16 protein-coding genes are annotated in these 18500 nt (G+C 62.4%); 12 read left to right on the forward strand and 4 right to left on the reverse strand.

From position 1 onward, the window contains the following. The first annotated feature begins 82 nt into the window (after window positions 1-82). From BRPE64_RS24985 to BRPE64_RS25010, 6 genes are all read left to right on the forward strand, one after another. A complete protein-coding gene (locus BRPE64_RS24985) occupies window positions 83-1024 on the forward strand; it encodes a hydroxymethylglutaryl-CoA lyase (RefSeq protein ID WP_016347709.1) in 942 nt (313 codons plus the stop codon). 7 nt (window positions 1025-1031) lie between these two features. Beyond that, window positions 1032-2180, forward strand: coding sequence for a CaiB/BaiF CoA transferase family protein (locus BRPE64_RS24990; protein WP_016347710.1), 1149 nt, complete (start codon window positions 1032-1034; stop codon window positions 2178-2180). Between the two features lie 59 nt (window positions 2181-2239). Continuing rightward, window positions 2240-3679 (forward strand): MFS transporter, encoded by a 1440-nt coding sequence (locus tag BRPE64_RS24995; RefSeq protein WP_044043232.1) that lies wholly within the window; start codon window positions 2240-2242, stop codon window positions 3677-3679. 151 nt (window positions 3680-3830) lie between these two features. Next, the gene (locus tag BRPE64_RS25000) at window positions 3831-4925 is read left to right on the forward strand and encodes an MBL fold metallo-hydrolase (RefSeq protein WP_016347712.1); all 1095 of its coding nucleotides are present in this window, start codon (window positions 3831-3833) and stop codon (window positions 4923-4925) included. Window positions 4926-5259: 334 nt separating this feature from the next. Further along, window positions 5260-5604, forward strand: coding sequence for a hypothetical protein (locus BRPE64_RS25005; protein ID WP_232519321.1), 345 nt, complete (start codon window positions 5260-5262; stop codon window positions 5602-5604). 152 nt (window positions 5605-5756) lie between these two features. Then, window positions 5757-6017, forward strand: coding sequence for a hypothetical protein (locus BRPE64_RS25010; RefSeq protein ID WP_016347714.1), 261 nt, complete (start codon window positions 5757-5759; stop codon window positions 6015-6017). 4 nt (window positions 6018-6021) lie between these two features. On the opposite strand, the gene BRPE64_RS25015 is transcribed toward BRPE64_RS25010, so the two are convergent. Continuing rightward, the gene (locus BRPE64_RS25015; RefSeq protein WP_016347715.1) at window positions 6022-6345 is read right to left on the reverse strand and encodes a hypothetical protein; all 324 of its coding nucleotides are present in this window, start codon (window positions 6343-6345) and stop codon (window positions 6022-6024) included. An 836-nt stretch (window positions 6346-7181) separates the two neighbouring features. Between BRPE64_RS25015 and BRPE64_RS25020 the strand changes: the two genes are divergently transcribed. Further along, window positions 7182-8336 carry a porin gene (locus tag BRPE64_RS25020; protein WP_016347716.1) on the forward strand — a complete coding sequence of 385 codons (1155 nt, stop codon included), beginning with the start codon at window positions 7182-7184 and terminating at the stop codon, window positions 8334-8336. 63 nt (window positions 8337-8399) lie between these two features. Here the strand turns inward: BRPE64_RS25020 and BRPE64_RS25025 are convergent, their stop codons facing one another. Then, window positions 8400-10802, reverse strand: coding sequence for an ATP-binding protein (locus BRPE64_RS25025; protein WP_016347717.1), 2403 nt, complete (start codon window positions 10800-10802; stop codon window positions 8400-8402). Between the two features lie 200 nt (window positions 10803-11002). Continuing rightward, window positions 11003-11371 carry a hypothetical protein gene (locus BRPE64_RS25030; RefSeq protein ID WP_044043662.1) on the reverse strand — a complete coding sequence of 123 codons (369 nt, stop codon included), beginning with the start codon at window positions 11369-11371 and terminating at the stop codon, window positions 11003-11005. Between the two features lie 287 nt (window positions 11372-11658). Here BRPE64_RS25030 and BRPE64_RS25035 point away from each other — a divergent pair, with 287 nt between their 5' ends. Then, window positions 11659-12132 (forward strand): hypothetical protein, encoded by a 474-nt coding sequence (locus BRPE64_RS25035; RefSeq protein WP_044043234.1) that lies wholly within the window; start codon window positions 11659-11661, stop codon window positions 12130-12132. After that, window positions 12129-12956, forward strand: coding sequence for a DUF2145 domain-containing protein (locus BRPE64_RS25040; protein WP_016347720.1), 828 nt, complete (start codon window positions 12129-12131; stop codon window positions 12954-12956). Before BRPE64_RS25035 ends, BRPE64_RS25040 begins: the two co-directional genes overlap by 4 nt. Window positions 12957-13034: 78 nt before the next feature. On the opposite strand, the gene BRPE64_RS25045 is transcribed toward BRPE64_RS25040, so the two are convergent. Then, window positions 13035-14180, reverse strand: coding sequence for a porin (locus BRPE64_RS25045; RefSeq protein WP_044043235.1), 1146 nt, complete (start codon window positions 14178-14180; stop codon window positions 13035-13037). 277 nt (window positions 14181-14457) lie between these two features. On the opposite strand from BRPE64_RS25045, the gene aldA reads away from it, so the two are divergent. The 3 genes from aldA (at window position 14458) to BRPE64_RS25060 (ending at window position 18500) form a co-directional block, all read left to right on the forward strand. Next, entirely contained in the window at window positions 14458-15882 is a 1425-nt protein-coding gene (gene aldA, locus BRPE64_RS25050; protein WP_044043237.1) for an aldehyde dehydrogenase, read from the forward strand. Window positions 15883-15987: 105 nt separating this feature from the next. After that, complete coding sequence (locus tag BRPE64_RS25055; RefSeq protein ID WP_016347724.1) at window positions 15988-17286, forward strand: MFS transporter; 1299 nt, start codon at window positions 15988-15990, stop codon at window positions 17284-17286. Continuing rightward, complete coding sequence (locus BRPE64_RS25060) at window positions 17283-18500, forward strand: mandelate racemase/muconate lactonizing enzyme family protein (protein ID WP_016347725.1); 1218 nt, start codon at window positions 17283-17285, stop codon at window positions 18498-18500. Before BRPE64_RS25055 ends, BRPE64_RS25060 begins: the two co-directional genes overlap by 4 nt.

An 18500-nucleotide genomic window follows, 5' to 3' on the forward strand; every position in this document is an offset into this window, starting at 1 on the left:
TACCGCTTTTAGCGCGTTTGCGGAATCTCTAAAGTCGAAGCCATACATAGAAGACACATAGAAAACACACGGAGACAAAGCCATGCCCGCGTTCCCTAAGCGCGCCGTAATCCGCGAAGTCGGCTTGCGCGACGGCCTGCAAAGCATCCGCAGCATCGTGCCGACCGAGCGCAAGATCGAATGGATCGGCGACGCCTACGCCGCCGGTCAGCGCGAAATCGAAGTCGGCTCGTTCGTGCCCGCGCGCCTCCTGCCGCAACTCGCCGATACGGCCGAACTCGTCGCGTTCGCAAAGACGTTGCCCGGCCTGTTCGTCTCCGTGCTCGTGCCGAACTTAAAGGGCGCGGAGCGCGCGCTGGAAACCCACGCCGATCTCATGCTCGTGCCGCTTTCCGCGAGCCGCGCGCACAGTCTCGCGAATCTGCGCAAGACGCCCGACGAAGTCGTTGCCGAGGTGGCGCGCATGCGGGCCGCGCGCGATGCGGCGGGCGGGAAGACGCTGATCGAAGGCGGCATCGGCACGGCGTTCGGCTGCACGATCCAGGGCCGCGTCGATCATGCCGATGTGTTGCGCTACATGCAGGCGCTGCTCGATGCAGGCGCGGACCGCGTGAGCATCGCCGATACGGTCGGCTATGCCGGTCCCGCCGCCGTGCGCGCACTCTTCGACAAGGCGCGGCACATCGCGGGCGAGCGCTTCTGGTGCGGCCATTTCCACGACACGCGCGGCCTCGCGCTCGCCAACGTCTACGCCGCGCTCGAAACCGGCGTCGCGCGCTTCGATGCGACGCTCGCGGGCATCGGCGGCTGTCCGCATGCGCCGGGCGCGAGCGGCAATGCATCGAGCGAGGATCTCGCCTTTATGCTCGCCGACATGGGCATTGCGACCGGCATCGACATTGCCGCGCTGCTGACATTGCGCGCCAAACTCGCGCGCTGGCTCGACGGCGAAACGCTGCACGGCGCGCTCGCACTCGCGGGCTTGCCCGTGACCTACGCCGAACCCACCGCACTTGAAGCCTGAGGACGATATGAATCCTGCAAACTTGCCGCTCGAAGGCATTCGCGTGATCGAATTCACGCACATGGTGATGGGCCCGACCTGCGGCATGATCCTCGCGGATCTCGGCGCGGAAGTCATCAAGATCGAACCGCCCGGCGGCGACAAAACGCGCAATCTGCCGGGGCTCGGCATCGGCTTTTTTCGCTCGTTCAATCGCAACAAGAAGAGCGTCGTGCTCGATATCAACACGGACGAAGGACGCGAGGCCGCGCTCGAACTCATCGGCGAATGCGACGTGCTGCTCGAAAACTTCCGTCCTGGTTTGATGGCGAAGTTCGGCTTCGACTACGCGACGCTGTCGCAGACGCATTCGAAGCTCATCTACGTTTCGCACAAGGGCTTTCTTCCGGGACCGTACGAGAAGCGCCTCGCGCTCGACGAAGTCGTGCAGATGATGGGCGGCCTCGCGTACATGACCGGCCCGGCGGGCAGGCCGCTGCGCGCGGGGACTTCGGTGAACGACATCATGGGCGGCATGTTCGGCGCGATCGGCGTGCTCGCCGCGCTGCGCGAACGCGATCTCACCGGGCGCGGTCAGGAAGTGCAGAGCGCGCTGTTCGAGAACTGCGTGTTCCTCTCCGCGCAACACATGCAGCAATACGCGATGACGCACGAAGCGCCGCCGCCGATGCCTTCGCGCGTATCGGCGTGGAGCGTCTACGACGTCTTCACGCTGGCCGAAGGCGAGCAGTTGTTCATCGGCGCGGTGAGCGACAAGCAATTCGTCACGCTGTGCGACGTGCTCGAACGCCCCGATCTCGCGCGCGAGCCCGAATTCGCGACGAATGCGCTGCGCGTCGCGGTGCGGCCGCATCTGCTGGAACGGCTCGGCGAAATTCTCGCGCAGCATCGCGCGGGCGAACTTGCGCCGAAACTCGAAGCGGCCGGCATTCCCTACGCGCCGATCATGCGCCCCGAGCAACTGCTCGACGATCCGCATCTGAAGGCGAGCGGCGGCCTCGTGCCGATGCAGACCGACGACGGCGGCACCACCGACGTCGTGCTCCTGCCGCTCACGATGGGCGGACGCCGCCCCGGCGTGCGGCAACCGCTCGCGCGCGTGGGCGAGCATACCGACGAAGTGCTGGGACGCCTCAAGAAAAACGTAGCGGCATGAAGCATCGCGACGAGCGCATACAAAAAGCCAGCGCCATCGCCCACTCAGGAGACAACGCAATGCAGCCCACTTTCAGCGCGGTCGCACAGCCGCTCGCTTCGCCCGATATTCGTGTCGATACGACACCCGGCGCGCAGATTTCCGCGCGCATGGATCGACTGCCGATCACGAAGCATCTCTGGATGCTCGTGCTGCTCATCTCGCTCGGCGGATTCTTCGAAATCTACGATCTGATCTTCACCGGCTATATCGCGCCGGGCATGGCCAAAAGCGGCCTGTTGCAGACAACGACGCATGCGTTCTTCGGCTTCACGGGCATCGCGGGTTTTATCGCGGCGACGTTCGCGGGGCTGTTCATCGGCACGTTCTTTTTCGGCTGGCTGCCGGACCGCTACGGACGCCGCAGCGTGTTCACGGTGTCGCTGCTGTGGTATTCGATCGGCTCGGCGATCATGGCGTTTCAGACCACGCCCGAAGGCGTGATCTTCTGGCGCTTCGTGACGGGCATCGGCGTGGGCGTGGAGATCATCACCATCGACAGTTACGTGACCGAGCTCGTGCCGCAGCACATGCGCGGCCGCGCGATGGCGTTCAACCAGATGGTGATGTTCGCAGCCGCGCCCGTCGCCGCGATTCTCTCGTACTGGCTCGTGCCGGAAATCGTGTTCGGTCTCGACGGATGGCGCGTCGTGGTGCTGGCCGGATCGGTCGGTGCGGTGGTCGTGTGGTTCATTCGCCGCGCGGTGCCGGAAAGCCCGCGCTGGCTCGCGATGCACGGCAAGATCGAGGAAAGCGAGCGGATCGTGAGCCGGATCGAGCGCGCGGTCGAGCGCGAATCCGGTGCCGCGTTGCCGCCGCCCGCGCCGGTCGTGGAGCAGCCCGCGCATCGGCGCGCGTCGCTCGGCGAGCTGTTCAACGCGCCGTATCGCTCGCGTCTCATCATGCTCATCGTCTTCAATCTTTGTCAGGCGATCGGCTATTACGGCTTCGCCAACTGGGTGCCGACGCTACTCATCGGTCAAGGCGTCACCGTGACGAAAAGCCTGCTTTACTCGTTCGTCATCGCGTTCGCATTGCCGATCGGTCCGCTGCTCGCTATGCTGTACGCCGACCGCGTGCAGCGCAAATGGCTGATTGTCGGCGGCGCGCTCGTCGTCATTGCCAGCGGTTTGGCCTTCGGTCAGATGAAGTCGCCCGTCGCGTTGATTGCGCTCGGCGTGCTCATTTCGCTCGCGGGCCAGACCATCTCGGTGTGCTATCACGCGTATCAGACCGAACTGTTCCCGACCGCCGTGCGCTGCCGTGCGAGCGGCATCGTGTATTCGGCGAGCCGCCTCGGCGCGATGATGTCGGGCTTCATCATCGCCTTCTTGCTGAAGGACTTCGGCGTGCCGGGCGTGTTCATCGGCATTACGGTGTGCATGCTGCTCGTGGCGCTCGCCATCGGCCTGTTCGGACCGAAGACCAACGGGCTGCGTCTCGAAGAGTTGAACCGCTGAATTCGACGCATCGAAACCCGGATGCTTCAGCTTTGAAGTAAATGCTGCATGGCATATAGACGCGCCACATTCAAGGAGACTAGTATCCGCCCAAAGCCGTATTCGCCGCACTTTCAGTTCCCTGTCAGCAGGTGTTTCAAGGAGACGTGCCATGAATACGGCTGGACGATCGCGCACTTCGCTGCGCCTCTGCGCTGCGGCGTTGCTTGCTTCGACTGCACTGCTCACTGCATGCGGTCACGACCACGGCGGCGGCATGACGCCGGCCAACGCGGCCGATGCGCCTTTGTCATCCGACCCCGCATGCCAGAGCCTCACGCCCGCGTCGCAGGGCGGGCCGCTGCCGCAAGGCGACACCGCCGTGCTGCGCTGGCTGGGCACCGCGAATTACGAGCTGGCGTATCACGGCGTGATCGTCATCATGGACACCTATTACGACCGGCCCGCGCGTACCGCGGCGCTCGGCTTCACGGTGCCGCAGGTGACGAAGGCGAACGTCATCCTGATCGGCCATGCGCACTCGGATCACATCAGCGATGTGGCGGCCGTCGCCGCGCAGACGAAAGCGCCGGTGATCGGCTCGGCCATCACGACGCAGGAAGCGCAGGTGCTGGGCGTGCCCGCGGCGCAAACCATCACCGTGAAGGGCGACAACACCGAAAAGTTCACTTACGGCGACATCACCATCAGCCCGACGCACATCATTCACAGCACGATCGAAGCGGGTCTCACGACGCAGCTCGCCGCGCTCTATGCCCTCGACGCGCCGCCGCTCACGCCCGCTGAACAGCAGCAGCACGATGCGGTATCGGCGCGCGGCTCGAACGATCCGAACATCATCACGCAGGGCACGATGGGTTTCACGTTCACCTTTCCGAACGGCTTCAGGATCGTATGGTTCGACAGCGTGAGCAACCCGAGTCCCGAAGAAAACCAGCTCGCGACGAATCTCGCGCCGGGCGTCGATGTCGGCATTTTTCCGTGGACGCCGCATCCGATCGCCGAAACGCAGTTGACCTACACGTTCCAGCATTTGCAGCTCTTCAAACCGAAGCTGTTCCTGCCGGATCATCACGATTCGATCTGGGGCGCGTGGCTCGATAACGGTCTTTCCCCGCTCTTCACGAAGATTCGCGACGACCTGCCCGGTACGCGTTTCGCCGAGCCGCTGTATCGCTCGCCGATCTGTATCCGCACGACCGGCAATAGCCGCGACGACTTTTATCTCGGCGGAATGGGAACCTGAACGCTTGATCGCCATGCGTCGCGAGATATAGCGCCACCGTCACGAAACCTTCATCGTCCTGCGCGGACCATCGCTTGAATGCACCTCGTTCGAGCATGGTCCGCGCGGCGCTTTCCGCAAACATTTGCGGGAACGACTCCTGCATGCCTTGTTCTAAGCGAGCGACGAGGGCGAACCGGGCTCGCGCTTGACATCCTTTCTCGCTTCCACGACAACGCTCGCTCCATCCCGCCGCCCATGCATCGGACGCCGCGCGGAGCTTGCAGGTTTGGGCCAAATGAACACGCAACTCAGCACGCAACTCAGCGAACAATGTAAGTCTCGCTTGTATCGAATGAAATTCGAGGCGCCTGTCGAAAACGTCGCTTTCGTGATGGCGGACAGTCGCGAGGCTGCCTGGCGTATCGGCAAGACGGTGATGGCGGTGTTGCACAGCGTCGGCATTCAGGATGTATCGGTGCACGACATTCGCTCGTTCAGGGAACTCATGCGCACGGGCGTCAGCGAGGACGAAGATCTGCGCATTTTCGAACTCGCCGCGTCGGACGGACAAGTCGATGAATGGACGCGCGCGCCGTACTTCTTCACTGACGACGCCTCGCTGCTCGGCAAATGGGCGGCGCTATGCGCGGATCTCGCCGCGAGCCTTGTGCGCACGGCAATTCGTCGGGCGAGATAAGACCGGCAAAATCGAGAATACGCACGGGTACGTCGTGTGCTTGCGGCACGATCAGGCGCCGTGCGCCGAGAGAATGCGTGCCATCCGGCGAGCGCTTCTCCGCATGCTCACGGCGCGTCCCTTTGCGTCGTACGAGAGTGACGGGGTGCCGCATGATCCGGTCGTATAACCATAAAGGCTTCGTGCTCGAAGTGGCCGTCGAGACGAGTTGTCGCCTGGTGCCTCAACCTGCTTCGATCCGGTATCTCGCGATCGTGACGATCAGCCGCTCGGGCAGACCTGTGACCGCGTTCTCGCCGCTATGCGTCGGCAGTACCCGCTATGCCAATTTCGCGTCTGCCGAGGACGCGCTGATGAGCGCGCACACAGCGGCGCGCGCGATGGTCGACGAATGGGTCCAACGAACTGCGTGACGAACTAGGCGGCGGCGCGACGGCTGCGCTCGTTGCGCGCGTCGGTGTGGGTATCGAACGAGGTCGGGTCGAGGGCCGCATCCATCAACGCCAGTTTTCGTTGCAACGAGATGACGCGCTGACTTTGCGACGGCACGAGGTCGTAGTCGGCGTCGAGGCGCGCGATGCGCATGTCCCAGTAGCTCGCGGGCAGCCGTTCAGTGGCGGTATTGCGTTCGACAAAGGTGGCCAGAATCATTTCCAGATGCTGAAGCTCGCGCTCGGCGAGTTGCGCAGGTCGTCTCTGTCGGAAAGCGGGGACCGTGGTCGCGTGGATGCCTTGTTTCATGTCGATGTTCCAACGAGGTATTCGGAGACTAAATCTTTAGCAAGCGATGTACCGATTTACCCTGTGATGCCGCTTCGACATGTTTCCAGATGAAACGTCGAACCTGCTTTCGGCCGCAATCCCGTATAGCAAACGTTTTGCGGCCCGTTACATTTGCTTCCGAGTAAAACCTCTAATTTTGGAAATTGCACGCTCGCGGCGTGTGCGAGCTTTTTGGAGGCCGCACGCGGTGCGCAAACTTTTCAAGCAGCCGGTGAATGGTTGAAATATGCGCGCGACCGAGCGCCGCGCAAATGCGATTCATTTCGATAAACGGGGCCTCATCGACTCAGGCAAGCTCGGCGCTAATAAACGGAAATATAACGAAAGACAGGGAATCTAATAGACGCGCGAAAACACCGGACGCAAAAATAAGCGTTCCGATATTCAAGGCAAATTGAAACGGAGCGGTCTCCTCTCGCGAAACCGCTCCGTGCCTTCAGAAAAGCAACTCGGAGTTCTGTCGACGAAAGAAGCATAGCAACGTTGATTGCGCTGATTAACCTCATGCCGCGCAATGCACTCATTCACGAGGCGCAGCAATAACGTCGCTCATGTGCAACAGGCCTGGCGCCGCGGCAAGCAAGCAAATTGCGCTAAGCGTCTGAGCTTAAAAGAATATGAAGCGTCGCGAATGCCTTTTCCCAAAATCGGCAACACATTATTGCGTGCGATACGCCGCCACAGTTCGGCGACCGTCGAATAAAGTGTGACCCAGTTTCTTAAGGGCAACCGGCCAGCAATATGGCTCGCCGGGCTTCGGGAAGCTTTCGCATTAACAGGAATCTCAGAGAACCATGAAAAAGACTCTTCTCATCGCGGGTATTCTCGGCACGTTCGCGGCGTCGGCTCAGGCGCAAAGCAGTGTCACGTTGTACGGCACACTGGATGCAGGGCTCGTCTACACGAATAATTCGGGCGGACATAACAACTGGCAGCAAGGCAGCGGCTCGGTTTCGGATACGTATTTCGGCCTGAAAGGCAATGAAGATCTCGGCGGCGGGTTGCACGCGCTTTTCAAGTTGGAGAGCGGCTTCAACCTCAATAACGGCCGCTTCAACGAAAGCAACACGATGTTCAATCGTCAGGCTTACGTCGGGTTGCAACACGATCAATACGGCACGGTCACGCTCGGCCGTCAATATGATTCGATGGTCGATTATCTGTCGCCGTTCGCGGAAGCGGGCGCGGGCTATGGCAATAATCTGAGCGCGCATCCGTTCGATAACGACAATCTCGATCATTCGTTCTCGATCAAGAATTCGGTCAAATATCAGAGCGCGAATTACGCGGGCTTCAAGTTCGGCGGCCTGTACGGCTTTTCGAACGACGCCGGCGACTTCTCGAACAATCGCGCATGGAGCGCGGGCGCTTCGTACAGCAACGGCCCGCTGAATGTCGCCGCCGCCTACTTGCAACTGAACAATTCGCGCAATCTGAACGCGAACGGCGCGGTGTCGGCCGGGCAGAGCAACAACGCCAATCTGACCGCCGAATTGCAGCGCACCTTCGGCGCGGGCGTCAACTACACCTACGGCCCGGCGACGGTCGGCTTCGTGTGGACGAACACGCACTACGACAACCTGATCGCCGCGTCGCAAGGCGGCACGTCGGTCGTGCTGCCGGGCAACACGAATCTGCATCTGAACAACTTCGAACTGAACGGCCGCTATGCGCTGACCCCGGCGCTGAGCCTCGACGCCGCGTACACGTACACGGACGGCAAGACCTCCGGCACGAACGGTTCGGGCGATCCGAAGTGGCACACGGTTTCGCTGCAGGCCGACTACTCGCTGTCGAAGCGCACGGACGTGTACGTCGAAGGCGTGTACCAGCACGCATCGGGCGATCTCGGCAATGCGGGCGCGAACGTGGCAATGATCAACACGCTGTCGCCGTCGTCGACGCAGAATCAGGTCGCGGCAACCGTGGGTCTGCGTCACCGCTTCTAAGCATCACACGCAGGAAGCAAAACGGCCGCGATCGTTCGATCGCGGCCGTTTTTACATGCGGCGTTACTTCTTTTCCTGCTCCGAGCGTTTCATGAGCTGACCGATATCGTGCGCCGCGCCACCCGCGCCGCCCGTTCCTGCGGCGAGCCGTGCGAGCGCGGAGGCGGCCGTGTCGCGCCGCACGCCGCTCTCGGGACGAAACTGCTTCGGTAGCGCCATATAGAACGTCGCGCCGCCGTCGAGCGTGCCTTCGGCCCACGCTTTGCCGCCATGCCGCTCGATGATGCGCCGCACGTTGGCAAGCCCGATGCCGGTGCCGCCGAACTGTTCATCGACGTGCAGCCGCTGGAACACGCCGAACAGCTTGTCGATATAGCGCATGTCGAAGCCCACGCCGTTGTCGCGCACGACATAGACGAGATGCCCGATCAGTTCTCCCGTGCCTTCCCGCGCCGCGATTTCGATGACGGGCGGCGTGCGCGTCGCGCTGAATTTCACGGCGTTGGAAAGAATGTTCGCGAACGCGACGTGCAGAAACACGTGATCGCCTTCGACGGGCGGCAGCGCATCGACCTTCCAGTGCACGCGTGCCGAAGCCTGTTCGTCGATGTCGTTCTGAATGACCGCATGCACGAGCGCGTGCATGTCGACCTTATGCGGGCGCAGCGCCGCGCGGCCGAGTTGCGCGAACGAGAGCAGATCGTCGACGAGACGGCCGCCGAAACGCGCCGATGTCACGACGCGCTCAAGATACCCGCGTCCGCGTTCCGACAGCTTGTCGCCATCGATCTGCCGCAGCAGATCCGCGAAGCTCACGATATGCCGCAGCGGCGCGCGCAGATCGTGCGACACCGTGTACGAAAATCCTTCGAGCTCGTGATTCGCGCGACCGAGTTCCGTCGCCAGTTGCGCGATTTCCTCCGCGCGCCGCAGCACGATGCCGAGCACCGCCGCGCGGAATTCGAGCGCAATCTCGCGTTCGGCAGGCCGCCACGGCAGCGAGCGATTGCGCACGACATCGGTCCAGGTCTCGAAGCTCACGCGCGGCGACAGCGACGTGGACAAACCCGTCAGCTTCGCGCGCGGATCGCCCGCCCATTCGATCGTCTGCACGACTTCGCGGCGAAACCAGATCACGTAGTTGCGATAGATCTTCGAGATCGACACCGCCAGAAATCCCGCCACGTCCGACGAATCCGCGAGCGCCGGGCAATCCTGCGACGCGCGGTCGGAGAGCACCACGTCTTCGCTCTGCTCGTCGAGCCAATCGACCAGCGCGCTCACGCTGTGTTCATCCGGCGTCACGCCGACGAGCGACGTGCGTCCCTCGAAGATCACCGCCGCGCCCGACGAACGCGTGAAGCCGAGCAGATCCGACGCATCGCCGACGAGCGCTTCGACGAAACTGTCCGTGTTCGCCATCGACGAAAGCAGCTTCGACAGCATGCGGCGCAATTCGAGCCGGTAGTGCGCTTCGTCCTGCGTTTCGCGCGCCTCGATCTGCAGCGACACGATCTGCGCCACATGCTCGCACGCGGTGCGCACTTCGAACGGCGGCAGACGCGGCGTCGCGTGGTGGCAGGAAATCAGGCCCCACAGTTTGTCGTTGACGAGGATCGACATCGACATCGACGCGAGCGTGCCCATGTTGCGCATGTATTGCAGATGCACGGGCGACACGCTGCGCAGCGAGGCGTATGTGAGGTCGGTCGGACGTCCGGTGGCCGGATGCAGCGCGGGCACGAGCGGCGCGGCTTGGTAATCGGCGTTCGAGATCAGCCGGATGCGGTTCTTGCGATACAGCTCGCGCGCCTGCGCCGGAATGTCGGAGGCGGGAAAGTGCTGGTTCAGATACGACGGATAGCCCGCCTCGACCGCTTCCGCGAGCACGTTGCCGTGGCCTTCGTCGTCGAACTGATAGACGAGCGTGCGCCCGAATCCGGTAATGCGCGCGATCTCCGTCGCGGCGAACTGGCAAAGCTGCTGGACCGTGTGCATCGTTTGCACTTCGCTGACGAAAGAGCGCACGAGCGGATACATGGTCGAGAAGACATCGGCGGTGTCCTGCGCCGGTTCGACTTCGACGAACAGCAGCCCGTCATGCCGATGCACGATGATCGCGGCGGGCGTGGCGGGCGTCCATCCGTCGATGATCACGTTGCCGGCGTGGATCGTCGCGCCGTCGCGGGCGAGTTGTTTGAGGCCCGCGTTCGCGCGTTCGGTTGCTTGCTGGCCGAGCACGTCGACGAGCGCGCGGCCGAGACACGCCTGTGCGTCGACACGCGCGAACTGCGCGACGTTGCCGCTCACCTGCAGGATGTGACAATGCGCATCCACGCTGAAAAGCACGCCGTGTGGCTGAATGCCGCCCGGAATGTGGATGGGTTCGCGCGCGCATTCGGCGGAGGCCGATGCGTCGAGTGAATCGCGGTCGGTGATGTCTGTCGTGAAGGTTTTGTCCATCATCGTCCTGGATGCCGTGTCGGCCGGATATGGCGCCGATAACGAGATCATAAATTGGGTTGGCGTCCGGCATGAAATCTCGCCGCATGTCGTAGACAATGCGTGCCCTCGCAAGATGCGTGGCCGGTGATTTCTACTTGCTGCGCCGGCGCGGCGAGTCATTTCTACGTGCGGTTTGCACGGCGTGAACCGATGATGGCGCGTTAGCGCGCGGGCTTGCGCTTGTTGCTCAGCTGGACCCGGCACTCTTGAAAGATGCGTTGCACGAGCGGGCTGTCGTAGTCGAGGTCTTCGCCTTCGAGAATGCGTTCGATATCGCTGCGGGCGGCATCGGCATCGAGGGAAGCGGAGAAGCGCGCGGCGAGAGCCTGCGCCGTGACCGAGAGACGCGCGGTCTCGATCCAGTCAGCCGCGCGATGATGCCGGTCGAGCCAGCGATGCGCGGCGCGCACCTGAAACGACGTATCGGGCCAGTCGCCTTCGAGATAGAACGCGCCGAGGAATCCGCAGGTGAGCCAGCACAGTAGATGAACCCGGTCGTCGGGCCCGAGAGGGTAGCGGACTTGACTCATGATGGCGGCACGCGGCAAGCAATTCGTGACGCAACGAAGATAGCACGCCGCGCGTCGGCGAAACATGCGGCGCGCGTATGTGGGCGGGCGGCGGCCATGTCCGGCCGAAGAACCCACGATTGCGCCGGGGCGTTGCACAGACGGAAGCGAAGGACACGCGTAGACATCTCGCACCAGGCCGAATGGCGTTTCGCCATGGGTTGTGAAAAAGCGTGCTCAAAAAAGAAAGGTTTGCTAAGAAATACCTAGAATTCGCGCTCCGACTTACTACTTAGGCTGCATCACGTATGAAACGTCACGCTCTGCATCTCCTCAGTACGCTTGCTCTCGCGGCTGCATTCGTCGTCGCTGCTCCGGCTGAAGCGCAGTATTCGAATTACCCAGGCGCATCCGACAAGATTTCGGTTGGAACGGTCTCGATCCTCACCGCTCCGGTAGCCAGCGTGGCCGGCAGCGTGGATGGTGAACCGGCCACAGGCTCGACCTTTGCGCTGATGGGCAGCGCCTTCGTGGTCACCGGCATCGCGCAGGGTTTGGGCGAAACCGTCGAAGTCGTCATTGATGCGGTCGGCCAAGCGGGCAAGGCATCCGTGAAAGTCGCCAAGTCTTCGTTCGATAAGCTCGGCGTCTCGGTGGGCACAGCGGTTCAGGCAGTGAAGGTATCGACCGGGACTGTGCTGGTGGCATCGGGCAAGGTGCTGGCGTTCGTTCCCAATGCTGCAGGCGAAGCGCTGCTTCATCAGGAGCGCGTGCCGGGATGAGCCGACTGTCGAAGGTTGGGGCGCGGCGGGCCTTATGCGCCGCGATTGCTTGCGGCGCGCTGTTCGGCCTGATGCCTGCGTCGGCATCGGCGGGACAGGCCTGCACCGAGGTGCCGCTCACCCCCGACACCATCACGCAAGCGATGGCCGCCGCGCAGCGCGTGACCGCCGAACTGGAACGGCGTCAGATCGACGTTGCCGTGCTCGGTCGCATGGGACAAGACTTGTCCGCCTATGGTCTGCGTTACAGTCACGTTGGTTTCGTCTATCGGGAGAAGCCGGGCGCACCGTGGCGCATCGCGCATTTGTTGAACGAGTGCGGCACGGCCAAATCTGACCTGTGGTATCAGGGCGTCGGAAACTTTTTTCTCGACGATATGTACCGCTTCGACGCGTTGCTGCTGATTCCGCCCAAGCCGGTCGCCGAGATTCTGCGCGCCCGTCTGATGCAAGGGCCTGAATTGCGGACCGTGTTCGACAGCCACTACAGCATGGTTGCCTATCCGTTCTCCACGCGTTATCAAAACTCGAATACGTGGGTGCTGGAAACGCTCGCCAGCGTCGAGGCCAAGGACGCGAAAATCGGCGATCGCGAACAGGCGCAGGCGTGGCTGAAGATGGCGGGCTATCAGCCGTCCGAGATGCAGCTTGGGCCGTTCAAGCGCCTGGGCGGTCGCATGTTCAAGGCCAATATTGCGTTCGATGACCATCCGAATGAGCTGCGCTTCTCGGATCGCATCCGTACCGTTACCGTCGATTCCGTGCAACGCTTCCTGCTGGCACGTCAGGAAGGTTGGGAGGTGACGGAGTTGACGGCGCCATAACCGCACTAGCGGCGCACCGAACCGGCGAGCATCACGCCGGTTCGGTTCTGCGGGCAGATCACCCGCCAACTTGCTTCGTCAGAACGCGTGCCGCATCGCCACTCGCGCGACGAACTGCTGCGAATTCGACGACAAGCCCTGCGTCCCCGGCACGAACGCCTGGTCCATGACCGAATCCGTCGAGCTACCCGTGATCTTCTGATACGCGCCCTGCACGTAGAAGTCGGTGCGCTTCGAGATGAAGTAATCCGCCATCAGCCCGGCCGAATGAATGCGCGGCCTCACCGTGCCTGCCGTGGAGTCATAGGTTTCGATCGAGTACACGTACTGCGCCCCGATGAAGAACGCCGGCGTGAACTGATATTTCCCGTTCACTTCGAAGTTCTGATACTTCAGGTTCTTGAGCGTATTTCCCGCCGATGCGAGCGGCACGCCGATATAACCGTTCGTCACCGGATCGCGATAGCTCGAATTCGTGTACGCGAAGCCTGCCGTCGCGCGGCCGAACGTGTAGTTCACGCCCGCGCCGAAAATCTGCATGCGCTGCGCGATGAAGCTCGCATCGTTCGTCGCGATCGCGCCGTTTGCATTGAGGCCCGTGCCGTCCGCGCGCAGATAAGCCGCGCCGAGCAGCAGGCCGCCGTTCGCATAGGACGCGCCCGCGCTGTATTGCCGGTTGTTCGCGAAGCTCGTGTCGTTACTGAAGCTATACGTGCCGCCGAACTGAAGCCCGTCGATGTTCGGGCTCGCGTACTTCACCGTGTTGTTGACGCGGAACGAGTTGTCGGTGTTGTCGTTGTCGAACGGATGCGCGAGCAAGTAGCCGCCCCAGTTGCCGTTCGCTGTTGTCGGCGCGAGATAGTCGACGACCGAATCGTACTGACGGCCGAGCTTGACCGAACCCAAACGGTCATTGCTCAAGCCGACATACGCTTGCCGACCGAACATGCGCCCGCCCTGGCCCGCAGCGCCGTTGCTCAAGTTCACGCCGCTTTCCAGCTGGAACACGGCCTTCGTGCCGGCGCCCAGATCTTCGACGCCGCGCATGCCCCAGCGGCTGCCCGATGCATAACCGCTCGTCAGTTCGTATACGCGATTCGACGCGACATTGGTCGTGAAATCGAATCCTTCGTCGAGGACGCCGTACAGCGTGACGCTGCTCTGCGCATGAACGGAAGTTGCGGCGCACGCGAGCATGGCCAGTGAAATTACTTTGATTCTCATGAAAGTCTCAAGTCTTTTAGTTTTCTTCAACAAGTTCCGACGTCCACTTCGGCGGAACCGCGAGCGACGGATTTTGCTGCATGAACGTGGCACTGCAAAAGGATTTAGTCGAAGACCAATCGTGAGTTTTTTGAATGTTCCTCCCGCAAATTCTTCGCTTGTCGTTGCAGCGCGACGCAATGAAGAATGAGCCGCAAATGCGCCGCAATGTCGCATCGGCTGCCGATGAGCGGACGGTCGTGCGGCGCGCGCACAGCGATCAAGGACACCATCGGAAATGAAGCCAGAACGGAATTTTGTGAACGGGCGTTTCATCGAGCCCGCAGGCGACAACGTCACTGTCATCCTCAATCCCGCCACCGAAGAAGTCGCGGGCCACGTGCATAACGCGTCGCGCGAGCAGGCGCTGCTTGCGGTCGAGCAAGCCGCCGGCGCGCAACGTCAATGGCGCCTGATGCCCGCCGCCGAGCGCGGCGCACTGATGCAGCGTCTCGCGGATGCCATCGTCGAGGCGTCGGCGGAGATTGGCGCCGCGCTCGCGAAAGAGTCCGGCAAGAGTCTGGTCGATGCCACCAACGAAGCCGTGTACGCCGCGCAGATCACGCGCTATCACGCGGAATGGGCGCGCCGTATCGAAGGCGAAGTCATTCCGAGCGATACGCCCGATGAAAACCTCGTGCTGCATCGCGAGCCGATTGGCGTCGTCGCGTGCCTGATTCCGTTCAATTTCCCCATCTACACGCTGATGCGCAAGGTCGCGCCCGCGCTGATCGCGGGTAACACGGTCGTCGTGCGTCCGAGCAACAACACGCCGCTGTCGGCGTTCGAACTCGCGCGCGCCGTCGAACGTGCGGCGCTGCCGGCGGGCGTCATCAACATTCTGGCGATGGAACACGCCACGGCCGAAGTCGTGTGCACGCATCCGAAGGTCGGCATGATCACGCTGACGGGTAGCGTCAACGCGGGTCGCAAGGTGCTGGAGTATTGCAAGGCGAACATCGCGAAGCCGTCGCTGGAACTCGGCGGCAAGACGCCCGCGATTGTCGAGCCGGATGCGGACTTGCAGAAGGCCGCGCGTGAACTCGTCGCATCGAAGCTTACGCACAGCGGCCAGCTCTGCACGGCAATCGAGCGCGTGTATGTGCACGAAAGCATTCACGATGAATTCGTCGGCATGCTGCGCGCGCAGATGCAGGCGAAGCAGATCGGCGACCGCTACGAGGACGCGAGCCGCATGGGTCCGCTCGTGAACAAGGCTTCGCGCGACGGCATTCACGCGATGGTCCGCCGCGCAGTCGAAGCGGGCGCGAAGCTCGAAACCGGCGGCGAAGTGCCGGATCGCAAGGGCTTTTTCTATCCGCCGACGCTGCTCTCGAATTGCCGTCAGGACATGGAGATCGTGCAGGAAGAGACCTTCGGGCCGGTGCTCGCGGTGCTCAAGTACAGCACGATCGACGAAGCGATCGCCCTGGCGAACGATCATCAGTTCGGGCTTTCGTCGGTGCTGTACACCGAGAACTATCGTACGGCGATGAAGGTCGCCAATTCGATCGAAGCGGGCGAGCTGTATATCAACCGCACGCCGGCCGATCCGTATCAAGGATTCCACGCGGGCTGGAAACGCTCGGGCATCGGCGGCGACGACGGCAAGCACGGCATGCTCGAATTCACGCAGACGCGTCTCGTCGTCATGAAGTACTGAGTCCCCGGTTCCGAATCTACTTTTTACCCACCACAAAAACCATATTGAAGGCCCGGCTGCACGGCATTCGCATGCCGCGCGTCGCGCCCTTCGAGGAGCACACCTGTGTCATCGAATTCCGTGCAATCCGGTCAAAGCGCCGTGACGCCGCGTGAAAGTTCGCGCGCCGACCGCTATATTCAGCTCGCGCTGCTTGTTGTGGCCGCCGGCGCCATCTATCCGCTTTTGTATCTTCGGCAGGTCTATCAGCCGACGATGCTCGAAGTTTTTCACATCACCGAATCGCAACTCGGCTATCTGTATTCGGCGCTCGGCACGATCTTTCTGCTGTGCTATCTGCCGAGCGGCTGGCTCGCGGACCGTATCGCGCCGCGCGTGCTCATCAGCTTTTCGCTGATCGCCACGGGCGCGCTCGGGCTGTGGTATTCGACGACGCCCGCGTTCAACTCGCTGATCGTGATCTTCGGCTGCTGGGGCCTCTCGACGGGCCTCACGTTCTGGGCCGCAATCATCAAGCGCGTCTCGATGATCGCCTCAGCCGACGAGCAAGGCCGCTTCTTCGGCTTCCTCGACGGCGGGCGCGGCCTGATCGAAGCGTTGCTCGCGACCATCGCGATTTCGCTGTTCGCATGGATCACGCAGACGCGCGGCGATTCGACGGCGGCGGGCTTTAAGCTCGTGGTCTATATGTACGCGTTCTTGTGCATCGGGCTGGGCATCGTGCTCGGCCTGGTGCGCGATCCGGCCGGAGCGGCACCGAAGGCCGCGCGCCGCGACAGCAATGTGATGCGCGATCTCGGCGTGCTGCTGAAGAATCCGCAGCTGTGGCTGCTTGCCGCCATCGTGTTCTGCGGCTATCAGGTGTTCTGGGCGACTTATAGCTTTTCCGCGTATCTGCACGAAAAGGAGATCGGCCTGACGGTGGTCGCGGCGGGCTTCATCACGACGCTCAAGCTGTGGATGCGCCCGATCGGCGGCATCGGCGGCGGCTTTCTCGGCGACCGTTTCTCGAAGACGTCGGTGCTCGTGTTCGCGCTGTTCGCGGCATCGGCGGCGCTGCTCGTGCTGATGGCGGCGCCGTCCATCGGCAGTCATGTGCTCATCGCGGTGATCGTGCTGTTCATCGGCGTGATGACCTACGCGATTCGCGGCCTTTACTGGTCGCTGCTCGATCAGTGCAAGGTGCCCGCTGAAACCATGGGCCTCGCCATCGGACTCGTGTCCGTGATCGGCTATTCGCCGGATGCCGTGCTGCCGCTCATCAACGGCTATCTGACCGAGACCTATCCGGGCGTGCACGGCTATCAACTGTACTTCGGCTATATCGCCGGCATGTCCGCGCTGGGCGGCGTAGCGGCTCTCGTCTTCAAGCATCGACTCAACAAGCAGGAATCTCAACGATGAAAATCGCTGCACTCGAAACGCATATCGTCGCCGTGCCGCCGCCGCATGTCGGTGGCATGTACTGGATCTTCGTGAAGCTGCGCACGGCGTGCGGCATCGAGGGCGTCGGCGAGATTTATTCCGCGACGTTCCATCCGAAAGCGATGACGCCGATCATCGAAGACGTGTTCACGCGCTATCTGCTCGACCACGATCCGCATCATGTCGAACGCTTCTATCGTGAAGCGTATTCGAGCGGCTTCACGCAGCGCCCCGATCTCACGATGATGGGCGTCGTGAGCGGCCTCGAAATGGCGTGCTGGGACATCATCGGCAAGGCGGCGGGCAAGCCGGTGTATGAACTGCTCGGCGGCCGCGTGCACGAGCGGCTGCGCTCGTACACGTATCTCTATCCGAAGAACGCGCGCGGCGAATACGACTACGACGATCCCGATCTCGCCGCCGAATGCGCCGCGCACAACGTCGCGCTCGGCTTTACGGCGGTGAAGTTCGATCCGGCGGGGCCGTACACCGCGTACTCGGGACATCAGATTTCGCTCGAAGTGATGGACCGTTGCGAAACGTTCTGCCGCAAGGTGCGCGAAGCGGTCGGCAGCAAGGCCGATCTGCTGTTCGGCACGCACGGCCAGATGGTGCCTTCGTCGGCGATCCGGCTTGCGCAACGCCTCGAAAAGTACGATCCGCTGTGGTTTGAAGAACCGGTGCCGCCGGGACAGGAAGACGCGATGGCGCAAGTCGCCGCGAAGACGAGCATTCCGATTGCGGCGGGCGAGCGTCTCACCACGAAGTACGAGTTCTTCAAGCTGCTGGACGCGCGCGCCGCGTCGATTCTGCAGTTCAACGTCGGACGCGTGGGCGGCCTGCTGGAAGCGAAGAAGATCGCGAGTCTCGCGGAAGTCTATTACGCGCAGATCGCGCCGCATCTCTACAACGGTCCGGTCGGTGCGGCGGCCAGCGTGCAGATCGCCGCGTGTTCGCCGAACTTCCTGATTCAGGAAAGCATCGGCACGTGGGACGGTTTCCACGCGGAAGTGCTCAAGACGCCGATTCGCTGGGAAGACGGCTACATCATTCCGTCGAACGAGCCGGGGCTGGGCGTCGAACTGAACATGGATGTTGTGCGCGCGCATACGCCTTACACCGGCGAGCGTCTGCATCTCCAGATGGCGAACCGCCCGTTCGACGTGAAAGATCTCGCGCCCGCCAAGGGCTGA

The organism is Caballeronia insecticola (assembly GCF_000402035.1).
GTDB lineage: Bacteria > Pseudomonadota > Gammaproteobacteria > Burkholderiales > Burkholderiaceae > Caballeronia > Caballeronia insecticola.